The sequence below is a fragment of the Corallococcus sp. CA049B genome, assembly GCF_003611685.1.
GTDB lineage: Bacteria > Myxococcota > Myxococcia > Myxococcales > Myxococcaceae > Corallococcus > Corallococcus coralloides.
The window spans coordinates 1-19777 of record NZ_RAWC01000054.1 but is presented as its reverse complement, the minus strand read 5'-3'; the positions used below and the strand labels follow the sequence as shown (position 1 = coordinate 19777).

Genomic DNA, 19777 nt, shown 5'->3' with positions numbered 1-19777 from the left:
TACAAGCCCGGGAGCCGGTGAAACACCTCCCGTCCCGGGCTTCGTGCCAGGGGACGGGGGCGTGTGGCTTCACCAGAGCTGGAAGAGCTTCTTGTCCGTGCCGTCACCGAAGTTGTTGTAGAGGACGGCGTCCGCCCAGCGCGTGACGTCGAGCAGGAGCGCGCCCCACTCCGCGACCGCCGAGCCCGCGAGGATGAGCGCCTTGTCGGTCTCACCCGGGATGAGGCCCGCGACGCCTTCGCCCGTCATGCCGCCGAAGCCCAGGACGTTGGCGCCGAACTTCTCCGTGTCCCAGAGCTTGGAGTGGTAGGGCGCGGAAGCGGGAATCTCCCCATCCAGCTCCAGGACGTAGCTGACGACCGACAGCACCAGGCTCACGAGCCCCATGAACGTGAGCAGCGTGTTGTCCGTCATCTCCAGGGCCTTCGCCAGCCCCCGGGCCTTCACGTCCGCGCCCCGCGTCCAGCTCGCCAGGCACACGAGCCCGGTGACCACGGCCTCCAGGGAATAGAGCGCCCAGACCATCCGGTCCAGCTGCTGCGAGGGCACGTCCTCGTCGAAGGGGAAGCTCCCCGCCACCCCCGTCCAGGTGGAGACGGTCTGCCCGGTGGAGAACCAGCGCTGCGCGACCGCGCTCTTCGTGAGCTGCCCTCCCGACAGGAAGAGCGTGTAGAAGAACGAGGAGACGATCGACAGCGCGCCGCCGATGACCGAGTAGTTGTGGGCGGAGTCTCCAATCACGTTGTCGCCGTTGTCGTCCTTCGACTCGGGCAGCGCCACCAGCGACGTCGTCCGCCAGGGCGTCATGACCCGCATGAAGCTGGACGGCTGCTGCTCGGGGATGGGCGCCTTCCCCGTCAGCAGCTTGAAGACAATCGTGACGGGAATGGCCGCGAGCAGGCTGAGGGCGCCCAGCATCGTCAGCGAGTCCTCGCCCGTGAGCTTCTTGTACAGCCAGCTCAGGACCGGGATGTTGAACGGGCGCAGGAGTACGTCATCCAGGATGGCCTGGCTCACGTCCGCGATGATCTCGCACAGGCCCACCAGCAGGTCCCTGGCGGCGGCGAGCAGCGTCTTCGCGGCCTCGCCCATGAGCAACTGGACGATGGCGTGCAGGCTGACGGTGCCCTGCTGAACCATCGTCTGGAGCCCCTGGCACAGCTCCTTCACGGAGTCCGCGACGCCCGAGAGGATGTTCCCCACCATCTGGAGGAAGTCGGTGACGGCCTGGGCCACCGGCGCGCCGGAGTCCTCGGCCGTGCTGTCGCCGATGCCGCCGTGGGACACCTGGTAGGTGGAGAAGGTCGCGCCGGGGCTGGTGGTGAGGCAGTCGGTGGCGGACTTCTGCTCCGGCGTCTGCTCGGCCTGCGTCTGCGTCACCACCTGCTGCGTCGTCACGTCCGGCAGGCCCAGCGCCTGCTTGCAGACGTCGTCCCACTTCGCGATGAGGCCGTCGAAGTACTCCGTGATGGAGGACTCCATGCCCTTCATGCGGCCCGCGAGCGCCAGGACGACGTCCTTCGTCATCGCCTCCATCACGCGCTGGGTGGCCAGGATGTCGTCCCACGCGAACAGGAAGCCCAGCAGCGCGATGATGTCTTCAATCAGCACCGCCAGCTGCTGGAACAGCCAGCTGATGAGCTGGAGCGCCTCCTTGAGGGTGCGCACGACGAACGTCACCACCTGCTCGCCAATCTTCACGAAGAACTGGAGCAGCGTCTTCGTGCCGCTGAGGATGGGCTGGAGGACGTAATCATAGACGGCGCCCGCGGCGCTCTTGAGCGCCTGGAGCACGTCGCCCGCCGCCGTCTCGATGGCGTTCGTCACGTTGCCCAGCACCCTGAAGGACGGCTGGGTCCTGGCCATCGCCGTCGTCGCCGCGGGCTCGATGGGCGCCGACGAGCCATCCGCGGGCAGGCTGTCCATGTTGTCCATCAGCTGCTGGAGCGACGCCTGCACCTGCGCCACCAGGTCCGGGTCCGCGCCGGGGGGCACCACGGGCGTGCCGTCCGGCTTCTTCCACTGGGACAGGTCCTGGCCCTTGAGCTTCGCGGCCAGGTTCGCGCGCAGCTCCGCGCTGGGGTCCGCCGTCACGTCCTGCGCGAGGAACGGCGCGCTGAAGCGGAACACGGGCGTGCCCACGTCGGACACCTTGTTGATGAGCGTCACCGTGCCGGCGGCGTCCGTCTTCACCTCCACGCGCGTGCTGGAGTCCAGGTCCGTCCAGTAGCCGTTCACCATCACGCGGGACCACTCGGAGGCGTTCACCTGCACCGTCTGGCCCACGACGGGCTTGCCCTGCGCGTCCGTGAAGCGCACCACCGTGGTGTAGCTGGGGAACTCCTGCCCGTTGGCCTGCGTGGGCAGCACCATGTCCGTGTTCTGCCAGGTGGTGGTGTCCGGGTCCTGCCACAGGTACGTGATGAGGCTGTTGTCCGAGGAGCTCACGAACAGCTCCCCCGTGGAGCGCTTCTGGTTGCGGCGCGGGGCCAGCCGGGCCACGTGCTCGCGCTGCTGGAGCGGCGCGGACCAGCCGGCCGTGGCGCCCACCGCGTTGTTCAGGGAGAACAAACGCTGGCTGCCGTCCACCGCCCATACGCTGACGCGCTGGGAGTCCTGCTGCGCCAGCACCGTGGTGACGCCGGACAGCAGGTCCGAGGAGGCGATGGCCAGCGCGGTGCTCTTCGCGTTCTTCAGGCCCGTGGAGGGGAACCACGACAGCCCGTCACCGCCCACGTACAGCGCGCTCAGCCCCTGGTTCTGGCGGTCCTCCAGCGCCCACAGGCAGCGCGCTCCGGACGGCGCCGTCACCGACAGCGTATGCGTGGTGCTGGTGGACGGGTCCAGGAGGCTGCTGAAGGTGAGGCACCGCTTGCCGGTGTTGTCGTCGTACAGCGACCAGGTGCCCCGGTAGGAGATTCCGGTGATGGACGCGCGGGCCACCACCACGTCGTGCAGCGTCGCCATGTCCTTGGGCGGCGCCCAGTTCACCCACGCGCTGGCGGTGTTGCTCGTGGACGCGTCCACGAAGTAGCGGCCGGTGGTGCCGTCCGTGTTCTTCACCTCCGCCACCAGCAGCGGCGCTTCGCCCGCGCTGACGAAGTCGCCCAGCAGCAGCCGCTGCACGGGCCGCTTGCCGGGGGCGCCGCTGCGCTGGACCCACGCGCTGTTGAGCGTGCTCCACGGCGCTCCGTCCGGCGTGGGCGTGAGGGCGGGGGAGACGAACACGCGGCTGCCGCTGTCGCCGTCATCCACCGCCACGGCGATGATGACCTGGCCCGAGGGCGCCTGGACCACCGCGTAGCCCTGCACGTCGTGGTTGGCGTCCGGGCTGAGCTCGACCTGGCGCCAGCCGGTCGTCACGGTGGTGTCGCGCAACATCACCCACAGCGTCTTGCGCGCGGTGTTCGCGGTGGACGCGCCCACGCTGAACAGCAGCGGTGAGCCGCCGGTGTCCTCCGCGGAGGCCAGGGGATAGGCCGCGTCCACGGAGGTGGCGGCCAGGTAGTTGTACATCAGGCTGGAGGAAACGGTCGCCGAGCCCGTCTGGGGAGTCTGGGACATGGATGGGTTCCTGGGATGTCTTGGGGAGGGAGGGGCCGCTTCAGCCGGGGAAGGTCACGTCCACCTGGGCGGCGCCATCGGTGTTGAAGACGAACTGGCTGTAGGAGCGCGCGACGCCCGTGGGCAGCACGACGCAATCCTCGACGTCCAGCGACATGGAGGCGTTGTCGCGGAAGGTGTTGGCCAGGTCGCTGGCGAACTTCTGAGCCTGGGCCGTGATGGCGTCCTGCGGCGACGTGGAGGACCAGTTGAACAGCTTGTCCAACGCGTTGAAGACCCAGCCATCCAGGGTCTTGTCCACGGTCGGCGCCGGGGCCTTGCCCAGCACGATGCTCACGGACGTCACCAGCTTGCCGCCGTCTCCGGCCGCGAGGGTGATGGTGCCCGTCCAGGGCTGCACGTAGGTGGCCTTCCCCAGGACGTCCTTCATGCCCAGGCCGATGAAGTCGAGCGGATACTGGCTGACCTCGATGTTCACCTGGAACTGGCCGCTCATGGACAGCGTGCAGCGGTCGGTCTGGGTGAGGTTGGGCTGGGTGGTGAAGACGATGGCCTCCGTGCCGAACACGTACTGGTCGAAGCCGTTGTTCACCTGGACGAACTCACCGCGCCCGTCGTTCTTGCTGGAGTTGTCGCGCGTGCCGACGCACTCGTACATCAGCGGCGCCAGCCGCATGATGCTGCCGGGGATGCCGGAGGCCTTCAGGATGGCGGGCAGCACCGTCGGCTTGAGGTAGCCCTCGCCCAGCGTGTCCTGGCTGAGGAACAGCCGCGCACGGGCCTCCGCCAGGGTGCCGTCCGGGTTGGTGGTGGCGGCCAGCGGCGCGGTGAAGCCGAAGCGCGAGCTCCAGTTGGGCTCCTTCCGGCCCCGGCTCATCATGCACACGTTGAGCGTGCTGAAGTTCCCGTTGGCGCTGTAGCGGGTGGTGCGCTCCTTCGCGAGCGTGGGGACGATGCTCGCGGGGCTGCCCGGCGCCTGCGTCGTGTACGCCACGTCCATGTGGCCCACGCCGGCCAGCGTGGCCTGGAGCGCGCTCTGCGCGGCCTGGCTGAGCGCCACGGGCTGGTTGCTCGCGTTCACCACCTGGAGCGAGCGGAACAGCGACGGGTTGGCCAGGTCCAGGAAGAGGCGGTAGACGGAGTAGTTGAGCGACTGGAGCCCCTGGATGTGCTGCTTCGCCTCCGTCGTGGCGGCCAGCGTGTTGGGGTCCGTCACCTGCGCCTGCGACAGGTCCAGCGACACGATGACCGTCGTCCCCGACAGGTCCTGCGTCTTCGTCGCGCCGGACTCCACGTACTGGAGGGTCGCGGTGCTGAAGGCCAGGTGCACGTCCAGGTGGGTCGTCTGGTCGTCGGGCACCGACACGGTCGGGACGCCCATCGTCGCCACGGTGAGCTGGGCTCCGCCGCTGGCGGCCTGCGTGAAGGAGGACGGGAGGAGCTGGTAGTAGAGCAGCGCGTTCAGCTGCTTGTTGATGAGCCCCACGGACAGCGCCCACACCAGGTCCCACTCATGGGGGGCGCGCGGCTTGAAGTCCACCCGGTAGGTGGTCGCGTGGTGGTCCCCGTCCGTGTCCGTCTGGGTGATGACCACCGGCGCCAGGCTGTCGTTCGTGGTGGCGGTATAGGACTCGTGGTGCTGCGCGCCGCTGGAGTAGTTCCAGTAGAAGGAGAGCGGCACCTGCTCGTTCCCCGTCTCCAGCTTGTACGTCACCGTGCCTTCAGGACCCGGGGAGATGGAGTTGTTCTGCTCGACCTTGAAGGTCGTGCTGGAGCCCGCGGCGATGCTGCTCGCGGGCGCGCTGCCGCTGAGCGAGCCGTCCTGGTAGTCGGGCCCGCCGAGGTCATCGATGGGGCAGCCGGAGTTGTTCTGGATGGTGAGGGACGTGGAGATCGTCATGGCAGGATCTGGCGGGTGAGGGGGCACGCGCCGTGAAACACAACCTGTTTCACGGCCACGCTCTCTCCAGCTGCAAGGCCAGGACCAGACCGCAACCTCGCGGGATCACATCCGCGGCCCGCGCACGCTCGCGAAGCTGCGTGCCGCGCGGACGCAGCTGCGTCGCTTCGCGCGCTACCGCTCTTCGCCCAGAACTGGACGGAGCTGACCGCTGTTGATGGCCACGGACAGCTCGCGCTCCATCGCCTCGACCTCTTCGCGCGGGCCGGCGCCGAGGGCCTGGTGGAAGCGCCGCTGATCATCGTCCGTCCAGCGGCCTCGCGTGATGGCGTCGTCCAGGACCTGCTGTCCCTGGCGGGAGGCCTCCCATTGTTCGGGCGTGGGGGCAGGACGCGCCAGCTCCACGGGCGGTGCGGGTGGGGCCGCCACGGGCTCCCTCGCCGCGAGCACGGCGAGCTGTTCGCGGATGAGCCGCAGCTCCTCGCGGGAGTCCTGCGTCCGCGTCACCCCGGAGGTGGGGGCGGGACAGGACTGCGCGAGCCCGCGAAGCTGGCGGGTCTGCACGTCGAGCATCCGCTCCACGCGGGACTCCAGGGTGGCGAAGGTCAGCGCCACGCCCCCGGTGATGCCGAGCGCGATGCCCGGGACCTGTGACAACAGTGTCTGGAGGAAGGTCTTCATCGAGAGGCTCCGGGGGCGCGGCGCAAGCAGCGGGACTACGGCGCCTTCGGCTCCAGGTGCGAGCCCTTGAGCACGTCGATGGACTGACAGACGCCGCTCGTGTCCCAGGTGAAATAGATGAAGGACGCGTCGCCAGCGGACTGCACGCTGCGCACGTGCGCGGGCAGGGTGGAGAAGCAGGTCGCGGACACGCTCGCCGCGGACACGGCGAAGCACCGCACGGACTCATTTCCCGCCGAGTCCGCGAACGTGCGGCAGTAGATGCGCTGGACGGTGTCGGAGCTGTTGCGCGCCGTGCCCTGCGCCCCTTCCGCGTAACGGAGGGAGGTGTTCACGTTCACGTTGAATGCCGACTTCGACCCTGCGTACGCCACGGGTACGGCCAGCAGAACCAGCGCGACGGACGTTCCCAACGCCTGCGTGAAACGCTTCATGGTGTGGACTCCCCTTCAGTGGAAAAGCTGATGGGGTTACGCCCGCCGCGCTGATTATTCCCGGGCACCTTCGCTTCATCGAAGCGCCGGGCGCGCTGGAGGGCATCCAGGCCGCGCTCAAGGCGCGGCCCCCGAAGGCTTGATGCGGATGAAAAGCCCGGCGCGGCCCCCAGGGCCGTGGAGGCCGCGCCGGCATACAACTACTGCCCGGAGCTCACCGTGAAGGTGGCGCCGGAGAAGGCGCTGTAGCCGCGGATGAGCACGTAGTACGTACCCGACTGCGCGCCGTTGATGGTGCAGGTCTCGTCGCTGCTGGCGCCCGCGGAGCGGCAGTCGTAGCTGGACGTCGTGGGCGCGCTGCCGAACTTCACGTAGAGGTCCGCGTCACCCGTGCCGCCGGCCAGCGCGAAGCGCATCGCGGTGGCGCCGGAGGGCTTCACGTAGCTCAGGTTGGTGTTGCTGTTGCGGGCCCCGGAGACGTTGGTCAGCGTGGTGAGGGTCGTCCAGACCGGCGGCGCGGCCACGCCCACGGCGCTCCAGGCCTCGTTGACGGACGTGACGGCGCTGGCGCCGTACAGGTCCGAGGCCGCCTGCGCGGTGGCGCCGCGCGCGTCGGCGAAGGTGCTGCCCGGCGTCAGGTAGACGGTGTTCGCGCGGTAGAAGATGGCCGCGCCCTTCATGATGCTGGCGTAGGTGTTGGCGTCGAGCGCGGGCACCACGTTGCTCGTCTTGCCGCGCGGGTGCGTGCCGCCGTTGACCATCAGGTGGAACGCCAGGTTCGCGATGCCGGAGTTCCAGTGCACGCCGCCGCTGTCCGACGTGCCGGTGTAGCGCGTGGGGTAGTAGTCGTAGTCCCCCGCGATGGCCGGGTCGTTCATGTAGCGAAGCGCGTCGCCCGGGGTGGCCGGCGTCCAGCACTCCTCGCCAATCTTCCAGGTGTTGGCGCTGACGGCGCCGTCCCGGTACGCCTCGATGGCGGCGCCGAAGACGTCCGACATGGCCTCGTTCAGCGCGCCGGACTCGTTGGCGTAGATGAGCTCCGAGGACGTGTCCGTGACGGCGTGGGTCAGCTCGTGGCCCACGACGTCCAGCACCGTGAGCGCGCTGGACTGCGAGCCGTCACCGTCGCCGTAGACCATCTGCGTCCCGTTCCAGAACGCGTTCACGTAGTTCTTGCTGTAGTGGACGCTGGAGGTGAGCGCGGTGCCCAGCCCGTCGTAGCTGTCCCGGCCGAACACGTTGGCGTAGAAGTCGTACGTGAAGCCCGCGTTGTCGTGGGCCTGGTCCAGCACCGCGTCGCCAGAGGCGCCCTGGCCCTCGCCGCGCACCAGCGTCCCGGGCAGCGTGGTGCGGTTCTTCGCCGTGTAGGTCTTCCGGTTGCGGCTCGTCTGGAGGTTGTCGAAGCTCCAGACGGAGTCACCGGTGCGCGCGTCGATGAAGACGTTCGGCATGGAGGGCAGGCCGTCCACGTCCACCGTCTCCAACTGCACGCGCCACGTCAGGCGGGTGTCCTTGCTGTCGGCGAGGATCTGCAGGTCCGCGCGGGGCGCGCCCGAAATCACACTGCCCGCGGCCTCCAGCCCGGACACGGCGCGCTGGATGGCCTCCTGGGCCCGCAGCCGGGGCGTGGTGTCCACCTTGAGGTCGCGCACGAGCTTGTCCGTCACGCCCGCGACCGCGCCGTTCGCGTCCAGGTGGACGATGGCCGCCGCGCCAAAGACAGGCACGCCCTGGAACGTCTGCGTGAGGCGCTCATGCGCCTGGCCGCGCCCGTCCACGTGGAAGCGCCGCGAGGTCAGCTCGCCCGCTCCCTTGAGGAAGCCGGGGCGCTGCGCCTGGAGCTGGCGGAGGCCGTCGCCGCGCACGGGCTTCGCGGCCAGCGCGCTGGTCTGCGCCTCCGTCTGGGAGGTGTCTTCAGCGGTGTCGGTGGGACCACAGGCGCTTCCCAGCAGCAGGAAGGACGCGAGCGAGGCGTAGTGACGGATGCGCATGGGGGACTCCGGTTCGCGCGAGGGGCGCTTTCCAGGGGGTGTGCTTTCACCCAGAAAAGAAATTTCCTGGGCAATTCAGGAGACCCGGGTTCCCGCGAAGCGGCCACTGCGGGGGCTTCAGCCCTTGCGCAGCTTCACCTCGCGCTTCACGCCGGGTGCCGCCGGGTCCTTGGGCAGGTGTCTCAAACCCATCCACCCGAGCGCGGCGACATGGCGGGCCACGTTCTCCGTGGAGAAGGACTTGCCCTCCGCGGCCCACCAGTGGCCCACCTGCGTCACCATGCCCACCAGCGCGTTGGCGTAGATGGGCGCCACCTTGGGCGGGTAGCCGGCGCGCTCGAACTCGCTGCGGAAGACGTCGCTCACGCGCTGGGCCAGGTCGTCGATGACGCGCGTCAGGCCGCGCCGCGCCGCCGCCGTGGGCGAGTCCCGCGTGAGCACCGCGAAGCCCGCAGGCTCCTCCTTCACGTAGGCCATGAACGCCAGCACCGCGTCCTCGAAGCGCTGCCGGGGCGTGCCCTGCGCGATGCTCGCGGACACGCGCACCACCAGGTCCTCCAGCTCCCGGTCCACGATGGCCGCGTACAGGCCCTCCTTCGCGCCGAAGTGCTCGTAGACGATGGGCTTGGACACACCCGCCCGCTGGGCGACCTCTTCAATCGAGGTCGCCTCGTAGCCCTTCGAGGCGAAGACCGACCGGCCGATCTCCATCAACTGGACCCGGCGTTCCGCGCCCGTGAGCCGCTGTTTCTTCTTCAAGTTGACCTCTAACCTACCCGTCAGTAACTTACCGGACCGAAACCTACCATCCCGTAGGGAAGGCGTGGAGTCGCCACCGTCATGAAATGCTTCGTTCCGAAGGGTGTCGAGTCCGCAATGGGGCGCGCGTGAGCGCGGCGGTGCCGGGCATGGAGAAGCCGAAGCTGCGGGGCGTGTTGCACCAGTGGGCGGCGGCGTTCGCGGTGGGAGCGGGGGTGGTGCTGGTGGCGATGGCGCCCACGCAGCGCACGGCGGTGGCATCCGCGCTGTACGCGCTGAGCCTGGTGGGGCTGTTCACCATCAGCGCGACGTACCACCGGGTGAACTGGTCACCGAAGGCCCGCGCGTGGATGCGCCGGGCGGACCACGCGGCCATCTTCCTGCTCATCGCGGGGACGTACACGCCGGTCATCCTGCTGGGGCTGCCTCCGGAGGTGGGCAACCCGCTGATGGCGTGGCTCTACGCGGGGGCGTTGCTGGGCATCCTGCAGTCGCTGTTCTGGGTGGGCGCGCCCAAGTGGGTGACGGCGGCGCTGGCCATCGGGGTGGGGTGGACGATGATGCCGTACTTCGGCGACGTCTTCCGCGCGGTGGGGCCTTCCGCCATCGCGCTCATCATCGCCGGGGGGCTGGCGTACACGCTGGGCGCGCTCGCGTATGCCTTCAAGCGGCCCAACCCCCGGCCCGGCGTCTTCGGCTACCACGAGGTGTTCCACGCCATGACGCTGGTGGGCGCGGGGCTGCACTTCGTGCTGGTGCTGCGCCTGGTGCGCGCGGCGGGGTAGGGCGTCGCGCTTTCATCGACCCGCGACGGCGAGCCGGCGTTTCGAGGCCGCGGGCTCCGGGGCCTGCTTCGGAGCCTTCCGGCCCAGGTAGGTCTCTCCCCAGGACTTGAGCGCGGCAATCACGCCTCGCAGCGTCTGGCCCTGCGGGGTGAGGCTGTATTCGACGCGCGGAGGCACCTCCGCGTACACCTGCCGGTGCACGAGCCCGCTCTCCTCCAGCTCGCGCAGGTGCTGCGTGAGCATCCGCTGGGTGACGTCCGGGATGCGCTTGCGCAGCTCGCCGAAGCGCAGCGTGCCTTCGAGCAGGTGGTAGAGGATGAGCCCCTTCCACTTGCCGCCAATCACATCCAGCGTCGCGGACACCGGACAACCGGCGGAGCAGTCATACGTCTTGTGCCGGGCCATGGTTCCCTTTTCGTGCGTATGGGCGGAAATCCTGCGTACTTGTCCGTTCCAACCTTCGGGACGATGTTGCACGCAAAGGAGCCCCCAATGCGAGCCGTCGCCCTCACGAAGTACCTCCCCAGTGACCATCCCGAAGCCTTCGTCGACGTGGAACTGCCGGACCCCACGCCCGGTCCTGGAGACCTGCTGGTGCGCGTGCGCGCCGTGTCCGTGAACCCCGTGGACGTGAAGGTGCGCGCGCCCAAGGACAAGGTGGAGCCCTCGCCGCGCGTGCTCGGCTGGGATGCGGCCGGCGTGGTGGAGGCCGTGGGGAGGGACGTGAAACACTTCCGCCCCGGCGATGAGGTGTTCTACGCGGGCTCCATCGCGAAGCCGGGGACGAATTCCGAGCTGCACGTGGTGGACGCGCGCATCGTCGGCCGCAAGCCGAGGGGGCTGACCTTCGCCCAGGCGGCCGCGATGCCGCTCACCTCCATCACCGCGTGGGAGCTGCTGTTCGAGCGCCTGGGCGTGCCACGGCACAAGACGGGCACCCGGAAGGATGAGCTTCTCGTGGTGGGCGGCGCGGGGGGCGTGGGCTCCATGGCCATCCAGATCGCCAGCAAGCTGACGGACCTCACGGTCATCGCCACGGCGTCGCGGCCGGAGACGGTGGAGTGGTGCAAGTCCCTGGGCGCGCACCACGTGGTGGACCACCGCCAGCCCCTGGCCGAGCAGGTGAAGGCGCTGGTGCCGGGCGGCGTGCGCTACGTGATGGCGCTTACCGCGACGGAGCAGCACTTCGCGCAGCTGGTGGAGCTGATGGCGCCCTTCGGGCACCTGGGCATCATCGACGATCCTCAGACGCCGCTCGACGTGAACGCGATGAAGCGCAAGAGCCTGGCGCTCCACTGGGAGCTGATGTTCACGCGCGCGCTCTACGACGCGGATCCGCTCTCCCAGCAGCGGCTGCTCGACACGGTGGCGGACCTGGTGGAGGGCGGCACGCTGCGGACCACCATGACCCAGGACTTCGGGCCGCTCACCGCCGCGAACCTCCGGCGCGCGCATGCGGCGGTGGAGACGGGCCGCACGCTGGGCAAGATCGTGCTCAGCGGCTTCCCCTGAGCGCCCCTCCGCCTGCACCGGGCAGCCAGCCTTGCTTGGGGCCTGGCCGCACGGCCGGTCGCAGGCCAGCGGGACGGTGCACATCTTCGCCCGGGGTGAACCGGCCCTGGCGAGGGATGGACCATGAAGAAGACGGTGGCGGACCAGTTCGCGGAGGTCCTCGCGCTCGCGGGGGTGAAGCGCATCTATGGCGTGGTGGGTGACAGCCTGAACGCCCTCACGGAGTCGCTGCGCCGCCGGGGTGACATCGAATGGGTGCCCATGCGCAACGAGGAGGCCGCCGCCTTCGCCGCGGGCGCGGAGGCGCACCTCACCGGGCAGCTCGCCGTGTGCGCGGGGAGCTGCGGCCCCGGCAACCTGCACCTCATCAATGGCCTGTACGACTGCCACCGCAGCCGGGCGCCGGTGCTGGCCATCGCCGCGCAGATCCCCTCCGTGGAGCTGGGCACCGGCTACTTCCAGGAGACCCATCCGGAGTCGCTCTTCAAGGAGTGCAGCCACTACTGCGAGCTGGTCTCCGGGCCCAACCAGATGCAGCGCACCGCGGAGATCGCCGTCCGCAGCGCGGTGGGCAAGGGCGGCGTGGCCGTGGTGGTGCTCCCCGGCGACATCGCCATGCTGAAGGCGGAGGACGCTCGCGCCCCCACGCCGGAGTCGCTGCGCGCGTCGCCGTCCCAGTTGATGCCCTCCTCCGCGCAGGTGGAGCAGATGGCCGCGCTGCTCAACCGAGGTGGGCGCGTGACGCTGCTGTGCGGCGCGGGCTGCGAGGGCGCGGGCGCGCAGGTGGTGGAGCTGGCGAAGCGCCTCCAGGCGCCCGTCGTCTCCGCGCTCCGGGGCAAGGAGTTCGTGGAGAAGGACAACCCCCACTTCGTGGGGCTCACGGGGCTCATCGGCTACGCGTCCGGATACTGGGCGATGATCGACTGCGACGTGCTCCTGATGCTGGGCACGGACTTCCCCTACCGGCAGTTCTACCCGGACAGCGCCGATACGCGGATCATCCAGGTGGACGTGCGCGCGGAGAACATCGGCAAGCGCACGCGGGTGGACCTGGGCGTGGTGGGCAGCGTGTCCGCCATCGTCCAGGCGCTCCTGCCTCGCATCGAAACGAAGCGCGACACGAAGCACCTGGAGCGCGCGCTCGCGCACTACCGCAAGACGCGCGAGGAGCTGGACTCGCTGGGGCAGGGCACGGTGGGCAAGAAGCCCATCCACCCGCCGCAGGTGGCCCGCGCGTTCGACCTCCAGGCGGCGGACGACGCCATCTTCACCTGTGACGTGGGCCTGCCCACGGTGTGGGCCGCGCGCTACGCGACCATGCGGGGCGGCCGGCGGCTGGTGGGCTCCTTCAACCACGGCTCCATGGCGAGCGCCCTCGCGCAGGCCATTGGCGCGCAGAAGGCCTTCCCGGACCGGCAGGTCATCGCCTTCTCCGGTGACGGCGGCTTCACGATGTTGATGGGGGACTTCATCGGCCTGGTGCAGCTGGGGCTGCCCATCAAGGTCGTGGTGTTCAACAACAGCTCCCTGGGCTTCGTGGCCATGGAGCAGCAGGTGGGCGGCATGCTCGACGTGGGCACGGCGCTCCAGAACCCGAACTTCGCCGCGCTGGCGGAGGCCGTGGGCATCAAGGGCCTGCGCGTGGAGGACCCGGGGCACGTGGATGAAGCCGTCCAGCTGGCGCTCTCGACGCCCGGGCCCGTGCTGGTGGACGCCGTGGTCAGCAAGGCGGAGCTGGTGATGCCACCGCGCATCACCGCGTCCATGGCCGCGGGCTTCACCCTGTTCGGCATCAAGGCCCTGCTCAACGGCCGCACCAACGAGGTGCTGGAATTGGCGCGCACCAACCTCTGGCGCTGAAACCCCTGGCATTTCCAGCGGTTGGGCAGGGCCCAAGAAAAATCAGCAGGGCCGCGAATCCATTCGCCCCGTGGCCACCTCTTATCCCGCGAACGGGGATTTTCCCCGCCGCACGAGGCAGGTTCCATGGGCTCGACTCCGACTCCCGACGCGCTGTTGCTCGCGGCCCATGCCGGTGACCGCGACGCGATGGTGCACCTGCTCCAGCTCCAGCAGCCGAATCTCCGGCGCTACGCGCAGAAGCGCTGCCTCATCAGCGACGTGGACGACGCGGTCCAGGAGGCCCTGCTGGTGATGTCCCGCCAGCTGTCCGCCGTGCGCCAACTGAAGTCGTTCTCCGGGTGGATGTTCCGCATCGTCCAGCGCGAGTGCCGCCGCCTGGCCCGCACGGTGCTGAAGCAGGACCCCTACGAGGAGGCGCTCGTGGACCAGTGGATGTCCGCGCACACGCCGGACTCGCTGCGGCTGGACATGGCGTCCGCGCTGGAGTCGCTGCCGCCGCGGTACCTGGAGGTCGTCGTGCTGCGCGACTTCGAAGCGCTCTCCATCCGCGAGATGGCCGAGCGCCTGTCGCTGGACCCGGCGGCGGTGAAGAGCCGCCTGCACCGCGCCCGCGTGATGATCCGCGAATACCTGCTGGCCTGAAGCCTCATCCCTCTCAGCTGGAGTCCTGTCATGGCGAACCCCCTGTCCCTCCTGGGCATCATCCACACGCTCGTGAGCGTGCCTCCCATCGTCTTCGGCGTCTGGGCCTTCGTGCGCGACGGGCGCATCGACCCGGGGACGCGCGTCGGCAAGGCGTATGTCGCCAGCATGGTGACGTCGGTGGTGACGTCGTTCGGCCTGTCCAGCACGGGCGGCTTCAACCCGGGCCACGCGCTGGGGCTCGTGGCGCTGCTGCTCATGGCGGTGGGCGCGGCGGCGCCGGGCCTGGGCGTGTTCGGCCGCGCCACGGAATACGTGCGGACCCTCACGTACTCCGCCAGCTTCATGGTGCTGCTGGTGCCGGGCATCAACGAGACGCTGACCCGGCTGCCCGCGGACAAGCCCCTGGCGGACAGCCCGCAGTCCCCGGTGGTGCAGGCAGCCCTGGCGACGCTGCTGGGCCTGTTCCTCTGCGGCGCCACGTACCAGGTGCTGCGGCTGCGCGCCCGGACGTACGGCCATGTAGGCGGACTGCCGAACCGCTGAAAAGCGCGGCACGTGTCGATTCGTGGGGCCCTGAATCGACGTGGAGTAGAAGGCCCGCGATTTCACCTGAACGGAGCACGCCATGGACGCCACCCTCTCCTCCACCACCCCCGGGGTGGACGCCTCCCCGAAGAAGAAGTCATTCGCCCGTTTCCTGCCGACGGCGGCCCGCGTGTTCATGGGGCTGGTGTTCTTCGTCTTCGGGCTGAACGGGTTCCTGGAGTTCATTCCCATGCCCAAGGACCTGGACCCGGCGGATCCGGCGGTGGCCTTCGGCATCGCGATGAAGGCGACGGGCTTCCTGTTCGCGCTGGTGAAGGGCACGGAGACGGTGGTGGGCCTGCTGCTGCTGGCCAACCGCTTCGTCCCGCTGGCGCTGGCGCTCATCGCGCCGGTCATCGTGAACATCTTCCTGACGCACGCCTTCCTGGCGCCGTCAGGCCTGGGCATGGCGGTGATGCTCCTGGCGGCGGAAATCTTCCTGGCCTGGTCCTACCGGGCGGCGTACCGCCCGATGCTCGCCATGAAGGTCAACCCAGGCTCTGGAGGTCGATGACGAAGCGGTACTTCACGTCGCCGTTCCCCAGCCGCGCCCAGGTGTCCCCCGCGTTCCGCGCCTTCCTGGACGTGGACCGCGAGGTGACGGCTGAACGGCCCTGAAGGTCAGTCGCGCGGCGGGCCGCGGCGGCGGTCCACCACGCCCGTGGTGACGGGCAGCTCCGCGGACTCCTCGCTGTGGGCCCGCAGGCTCATGGACCGGGCGCTCTCCGCGGGCAGCCCCGCCCAGGTCCGCAGCCGCTCCAGCGCCACGGCCTGCTCCGCCTCCGGCAGGGCCGTGATGCGGGAGCCGTGGTTGCCGCCCGGCTGGAAGAACCGGTACGAGTCATTGCGCGCGCTCACGCTGAACGCGCCCGTGGACCACGGGTCGTTCTCTCCGTAGACGAGCAGGATGCGCTCGCCGAGCGCCTTCACCCAGCCCTCCACGATGGGCATCACGAAGGGGTTGAAGGGGTACGGCCGCATGTCGAAGGGCACGAGCGCCCGCGGGTCGTAGCCCCGGGGATAGCGCTGGACGCCGCGCAGGTGGGCTTCGTCGGACGCGTAGCTGCCCAGCTGGGTCGCGGCCTGGAAGTCGTAGGGCGCGTAGTAGTCCAGGTCCCCGTCGCTCATGTACGAGAGGCCGACCACCTCATCCATGAAGTCCACCAGCCCCTGCGCGGGGCCTCCCCGCGGAGGAATCGCGTCACACCCCGACGCGTTGCCGTACTGCCAGAAGGCGAAGGGGAGCTCGAGGGTGCTGAACTCCAGCGCCTTGTCCACGCCCAGGAAGTCGTAGGTGCTGCCGTAATACGCCGCGGCCGTCGCCTGGAAGAGCGGCTCCACCTCCGCGCGCCGCTCCAGCACCTCACGCTGGAAGCCGCGGATGCTCTCGCGGCACGCGGGCGTGCCCAGCTTGCTCAGGAACTTCACGTAGCGCGGGTCCTGCGTGCCGTAGCTGTTGGGCGCCACGTAGGCCACGGTGGCGTCCACGTCCCGCGGGAAGAACGCCCGGTGGTAGAGCGACGTCATGCCGCCCTTGCTGCCGCCGGTGCTGATCCACTTGCCCGGGAAGAGCGGCTTGAACGCCTGGACGATGCGGTGGTGGTCCGCCGCTGCCTGCTCGATGCTGAGCAGCCTCCAGTTCGCGGGCTGCGGAATGGAGGGCCCGAAGAAGCGGTGCTCCACCTGCAACTGGTTGCCCTGCAAGAGGAAGGTGGGCTCCGTCTGGCCGGGGTTCGTGCTGATGCCATAGCCCGTGCTGGCCAGCACCATGGGCGCCTCCGCGTTCCGGAAGATCAGCGTCATCCGCTGCTGGAAGCGCGTGCCATTCGGGTGCAGGTGGTCCGCCGGCTGGTCATAGGCGAGCACGAAGATGCGCGCGCCCGTGGAGGTCGGCGGCCGCTCCAGCAGCACCGTGAGGCCGGGAACCGCCTGCAATTGCGCCAGGATGTCCGGCGCCGCGTCCTGTGTCAGGGATTGCGCCTGGACCTCTGGCGCGCTCGGGGTGATGGACTCGGGGGGAAGCTCGCTGCCGCCACAGGCCTGGAGCCCCAGCGCCAGCGCGCACGCCAGCACCGCGGGACGACCGAAGAAACGTGACATGGGTAAAGCCCTCCTTGGGCGAAAGACAGAACGAACATGCCGTTCATGTATTTCCGGAAGAAGGACGTCCCAGGTGCTTCCCGGCAATTACTTGCGCCGTGGAGCTGGGTCGCGCAGCAAAGGCTGACCCTGGCGCAGATGTCTGGCCAGCGCGGCGTAGGAGCCCTCCTGGTACCTGTCCCACGCGTCGGGGTGCAGCAGTTGCTCCAGCGCTCCCTCGATGACCCGGGCGTGCCCTTCCAGGTGCGTGTCCGCGTGGACCTGATCCACGGCGTCCGCGCGGTCGTCGGCCACCACCGCGCGAGCCGTCAGTGTGTCCGCGTAGGTGGAGTAATCATTGTAATAGGTCCAGGCCGCGCCGCGCAGGGTGAGGCCTCCCAGTGTGACGAGCTCGCCGTGGAAGAGGAGGTTGTCCGCCTGGATGGAGCCGCCCGCGAAGAGCAGGGCGTAGTCGAACCCTTCGTGGAGGATGTTGCCCTCCACCACCAGGTCCCCCGCGACCAGCAGGCGGGACTGGTCCTCCAGGAGGAGGTGGCCCTTCACGTGGACGCGGCCCTCTTCGAAGACGAGGTCCGTTCCCTCCGTCAGCGTCAGGTCTCCATCCACCTGCTTCGTCGCGGCGGAGGCTGGGAGTCCGGCCTTGAGTTGGGCCCGCTTCCCGGCCGTCCCGCAGGGCTCATGGAGCGAGGCGTGTTCCATCAACTTCTGGAGCAGTGACATGGTGGGACCCTGTTCGGAGAGAGGCCCTGGCTCTAAGTTCTTGAGCCATGAACGTCTACGAGATTCGCGGAGCCTTCGGCCTGGACAACCTGGTGCGCGCGGAGCGGCCGGATCCCGTGCCTGGACCGTTCCAGGTGCGCGTGCGCGTGAAGGCCACGAGCCTCAACTCGCGCGACCTGATGATGGTGGAGGGCCGCTACAACCCGCGCCAGAAGCTGCCGCTGGTGCCCAACTCGGACGGCGCGGGCGTGGTGGACGCGGTGGGGCCGGGCGTCACCCGCGTGAAGCCTGGCGACCGGGTGATGACGCTGTTCGCGCAGGGCTGGCAGGCCGGTGAGCCGACGAAGGCCATCACCGCCACCACGCTGGGCGGGCCGCTGGATGGCGCGCTCGCGGACACGATGCTGCTGCACGAGGACGGCGTGGTGCCCACGCCCGCGTACCTGTCCGACGAAGAGGCCGCCACGCTGCCGTGCGCGGCGGTGACGGCGTGGAGCGCGCTCGTCACCCATGGCGCGCTCAAGGCCGGAGACACGGTGCTGGTCCAGGGCACGGGCGGCGTGTCCATCTTCGCGTTGCAGATTGCCCGGCTGTTCGGCGCGCACGTCATCGCCACGTCCAGCCGCGACGACAAGCTGGCGCGGGCCCTGAAGCTGGGCGCCCACGAGGGCATCAACTACGTCACCACGCCGGACTGGGAGAAGGCGGCGCGCACGCTCACCGGCGGCGTGGGCGTGGACCACGTGGTGGAGGTGGGCGGCTCGGGGACGTTCGAGAAGTCACTCAAGGCGCTGCGCGTGGGCGGCACCGTGTCCGTCATCGGCGTGCTGTCCGGCGGGGCGGGCACCGTGTCGCTGGTCCCCATCCTGATGCAGAACCTGCGCGTGCAGGGCGTGTTCGTGGGGCACCGTCAGTCCTTCGAGGCGCTGACGCGCGCGTTCACGCTCAATGACATCCACCCGGTGGTGGACCGCGTGTTCCCCTTCGCGGAGGCGCGCGCCGCCTTCGAGCACCTGAAGCAGGGCGCGCACTTCGGGAAGATCGTCATCAAGGTGAGCTGACCCACGCGAAGTGGAAGTGGGCCTCCACCGTGGCCGTGGCGGTGCTCTTGGGCAGCGGGGGGAAGGGCGCCGCCTTCTTCACCGCGGCGAGCGCGGCGGCGTCCCACGCCTTGGCGCCGGACCCGGTGAGGATGGCGGTGGAGACCAGCTTGCCGTCCTTGTCGAGCACGGCCTGGACGATGGTCTTCTTGCCCAGGGCCGGCGTGCCCTTGGGGCCCGGCTGCTTCCAGGCCTTCGCCACGCGCTGGAAGGCCTGCTGCTGGTAGGTGGGGCTGTCCACCGAGCCCTGGAAGTAGGTCTGCAGCTGCGGACTGCCGCTCGCGGCCAGGGCCCCGGATGCGAGGGCCAGCGCGAGCACCACCACGGCGGTTTTCGGGAAACGGAGCATGGGCCGAATATAGGGCCCGCTCAGCTCCTCGGCTGGGGGCCTCGGGGGGGCAGGGGCTTCGCTTCGGGGGGCTTGCTGACGCCCTTCTCCGGCAGCCAGGACAGGTCGTACACCGCCGCGTCGCCCGCGGCGCGCATCAGCACCACGGAGGCGCCGTGCGCGCCGCTCATCTCCAGGCCGGCGGAGAAGAGGCCCCGGTAGAAGCCGGCGATCACCACCGGGCGACAGGTGAGCACGTAGCGCGTGGGCCCTGTCTGCTCCAGCCGCGCCTCCAGGTAGTTGGTGCCGGTGCGCAGGTTGCGCGTCATCCGCTCCAGCATCCGGTGCGGCCCCAGGAGCCGCACGCCCGCCAGGAGCGCGCTGCCGATGAGCGTGGCGCCGTAGCCCTCCAGGAAGCGCCGGCCCACCACCTCCGCGCCGTCGTCCAGCGTGGCCTCGGGCGCGAGCACGGACGACGCCAGCTTCAGCGACTCCACCCACACCTCCAGCGGATAGGCCACCGCCAGCTTTCCGCGAGGGTCGATGCCGGCCGCGCGCAGCTGCTGCGCGCACGGCTCGTCCAGGTGGTCACCCAGGGCGCGAATCAGCCCTTCGAAGCTCTGCTGGAAGACAAGGCGTTCGGGGGTCATCGGCATGTCCGCCCACGCTACCCGTGTGCGCGGGGCCGCCTCAACCCGGTAGGTTCCCAGGTCTCAAGAAGTCCGCGCGGAGTGTCCGAAAACGCAGTGCGGCAGAAGCGCCGACAGGTCGGCCGGCGTGGCTCGACGCGTCGAAAGGGGGCGGGGAGGG

Annotated in this window: 18 protein-coding genes; 7 read left to right on the top strand and 11 right to left on the bottom strand. The window is 69.6% G+C overall.

Annotation, left to right across the window (positions count from 1 at the left end):
* Positions 1-69: 69 nt before the first annotated feature.
* From D7W82_RS14825 to D7W82_RS14800, 6 genes are all read right to left on the bottom strand, one after another.
* Positions 70-3564 (bottom strand): hypothetical protein, encoded by a 3495-nt coding sequence (locus tag D7W82_RS14825; RefSeq protein WP_120618978.1) that lies wholly within the window; start codon positions 3562-3564, stop codon positions 70-72.
* Between the two features lie 40 nt (positions 3565-3604).
* Complete coding sequence (locus D7W82_RS14820) at positions 3605-5464, bottom strand: hypothetical protein (protein WP_120618977.1); 1860 nt, start codon at positions 5462-5464, stop codon at positions 3605-3607.
* Between the two features lie 174 nt (positions 5465-5638).
* Positions 5639-6145 (bottom strand): hypothetical protein, encoded by a 507-nt coding sequence (locus tag D7W82_RS14815; RefSeq protein ID WP_120618976.1) that lies wholly within the window; start codon positions 6143-6145, stop codon positions 5639-5641.
* Between the two features lie 35 nt (positions 6146-6180).
* Entirely contained in the window at positions 6181-6579 is a 399-nt protein-coding gene (locus D7W82_RS14810; RefSeq protein WP_120618975.1) for a hypothetical protein, read from the bottom strand.
* A gap of 200 nt (positions 6580-6779) precedes the next feature.
* Entirely contained in the window at positions 6780-8570 is a 1791-nt protein-coding gene (locus D7W82_RS14805; RefSeq protein WP_120618974.1) for a M4 family metallopeptidase, read from the bottom strand.
* 117 nt (positions 8571-8687) lie between these two features.
* On the bottom strand, positions 8688-9329 hold the full coding sequence (locus tag D7W82_RS14800) for a TetR/AcrR family transcriptional regulator (RefSeq protein ID WP_233587574.1): 642 nt from the start codon (positions 9327-9329) through the stop codon (positions 8688-8690).
* A gap of 128 nt (positions 9330-9457) precedes the next feature.
* On the opposite strand from D7W82_RS14800, the gene D7W82_RS14795 reads away from it, so the two are divergent.
* On the top strand, positions 9458-10114 hold the full coding sequence (locus D7W82_RS14795; protein WP_370451000.1) for a hemolysin III family protein: 657 nt from the start codon (positions 9458-9460) through the stop codon (positions 10112-10114).
* 12 nt (positions 10115-10126) lie between these two features.
* On the opposite strand, the gene D7W82_RS14790 is transcribed toward D7W82_RS14795, so the two are convergent.
* Positions 10127-10519 carry a helix-turn-helix domain-containing protein gene (locus D7W82_RS14790; RefSeq protein WP_120562211.1) on the bottom strand — a complete coding sequence of 131 codons (393 nt, stop codon included), beginning with the start codon at positions 10517-10519 and terminating at the stop codon, positions 10127-10129.
* Positions 10520-10606: 87 nt separating this feature from the next.
* Between D7W82_RS14790 and D7W82_RS14785 the strand changes: the two genes are divergently transcribed.
* The 5 genes from D7W82_RS14785 (at position 10607) to D7W82_RS14765 (ending at position 15233) form a co-directional block, all read left to right on the top strand.
* Positions 10607-11626, top strand: a complete 1020-nt coding sequence (locus D7W82_RS14785; RefSeq protein WP_120618973.1) for a zinc-binding alcohol dehydrogenase family protein — start codon at positions 10607-10609, stop codon at positions 11624-11626.
* Between the two features lie 123 nt (positions 11627-11749).
* Positions 11750-13486, top strand: coding sequence for a ubiquinone-dependent pyruvate dehydrogenase (poxB, locus tag D7W82_RS14780; RefSeq protein ID WP_120618972.1), 1737 nt, complete (start codon positions 11750-11752; stop codon positions 13484-13486).
* Between the two features lie 126 nt (positions 13487-13612).
* The gene (locus D7W82_RS14775; RefSeq protein WP_120618971.1) at positions 13613-14131 is read left to right on the top strand and encodes an RNA polymerase sigma factor; all 519 of its coding nucleotides are present in this window, start codon (positions 13613-13615) and stop codon (positions 14129-14131) included.
* Between the two features lie 30 nt (positions 14132-14161).
* On the top strand, positions 14162-14677 hold the full coding sequence (locus tag D7W82_RS14770) for a hypothetical protein (RefSeq protein ID WP_120618970.1): 516 nt from the start codon (positions 14162-14164) through the stop codon (positions 14675-14677).
* Positions 14678-14759: 82 nt separating this feature from the next.
* Entirely contained in the window at positions 14760-15233 is a 474-nt protein-coding gene (locus D7W82_RS14765; RefSeq protein WP_120618969.1) for a DoxX family membrane protein, read from the top strand.
* Between the two features lie 107 nt (positions 15234-15340).
* Here the strand turns inward: D7W82_RS14765 and D7W82_RS14760 are convergent, their stop codons facing one another.
* Together D7W82_RS14760 and D7W82_RS14755 are read right to left on the bottom strand one after the other, a co-directional pair.
* Positions 15341-16819: a S28 family serine protease gene (locus D7W82_RS14760; RefSeq protein ID WP_120618968.1), complete on the bottom strand. Its 1479-nt coding sequence runs from the start codon at positions 16817-16819 to the stop codon at positions 15341-15343.
* A gap of 87 nt (positions 16820-16906) precedes the next feature.
* Positions 16907-17539: a hypothetical protein gene (locus D7W82_RS14755; protein ID WP_120618967.1), complete on the bottom strand. Its 633-nt coding sequence runs from the start codon at positions 17537-17539 to the stop codon at positions 16907-16909.
* 47 nt (positions 17540-17586) lie between these two features.
* Between D7W82_RS14755 and D7W82_RS14750 the strand changes: the two genes are divergently transcribed.
* Positions 17587-18600: an NAD(P)-dependent alcohol dehydrogenase gene (locus tag D7W82_RS14750; RefSeq protein WP_120618966.1), complete on the top strand. Its 1014-nt coding sequence runs from the start codon at positions 17587-17589 to the stop codon at positions 18598-18600.
* Here D7W82_RS14750 and D7W82_RS14745 read toward each other — a convergent pair.
* Positions 18587-18988 (bottom strand): TonB family protein, encoded by a 402-nt coding sequence (locus tag D7W82_RS14745; RefSeq protein WP_120618965.1) that lies wholly within the window; start codon positions 18986-18988, stop codon positions 18587-18589. The two genes, D7W82_RS14750 and D7W82_RS14745, sit on opposite strands and share 14 nt — an antisense overlap.
* Positions 18989-19008: 20 nt before the next feature.
* The gene (locus tag D7W82_RS14740; protein ID WP_120618999.1) at positions 19009-19617 is read right to left on the bottom strand and encodes a DUF2378 family protein; all 609 of its coding nucleotides are present in this window, start codon (positions 19615-19617) and stop codon (positions 19009-19011) included.
* Between the last annotated feature and the right edge of the window lie 160 nt (positions 19618-19777).